Below are 271 nucleotides of genomic sequence, written 5' to 3'. Positions count from 1 at the left end.
GTAGTCCTTCAGCCAGCTGCTGAACGGACTTTCACCGATGTCCTCGGAAAAACGACCGTATTTCTTGCCGGGCTTGCTGTTGAACAGGCGCTTCATCTGCTTGTGAAGCGCCTCATAGTCGCCACCCGGCTCGGCCAACGCCTCGCCGGGACGAACCCGCGCCGGCTGTCCGGGCTGATACTGGCTGGCGAAGAGAGTGTGGAGCTGTTTGATGGCCATGGAGTCAAGAGTCCCTTGGTTAATAGAACGTGTAGGAGGCTGAGGGTAAACC

General features: G+C 58.3%; 1 protein-coding gene. It reads right to left on the bottom strand.

Annotated features, from left to right (window positions below):
* The coding region (locus BIU97_RS05665) for a nucleoid-associated protein (protein ID WP_139195919.1) at window positions 1-219 on the bottom strand (219 nt) is incomplete at its 3' end.
* Window positions 220-271 lie beyond the last annotated feature (52 nt).

This window comes from Curtobacterium sp. MCBA15_009, from assembly GCF_001864895.1.
GTDB lineage: Bacteria > Actinomycetota > Actinomycetes > Actinomycetales > Microbacteriaceae > Curtobacterium.
Note: the sequence above shows the minus strand (reverse complement) of the source record. Positions and strands in the feature narration are given on the sequence as shown.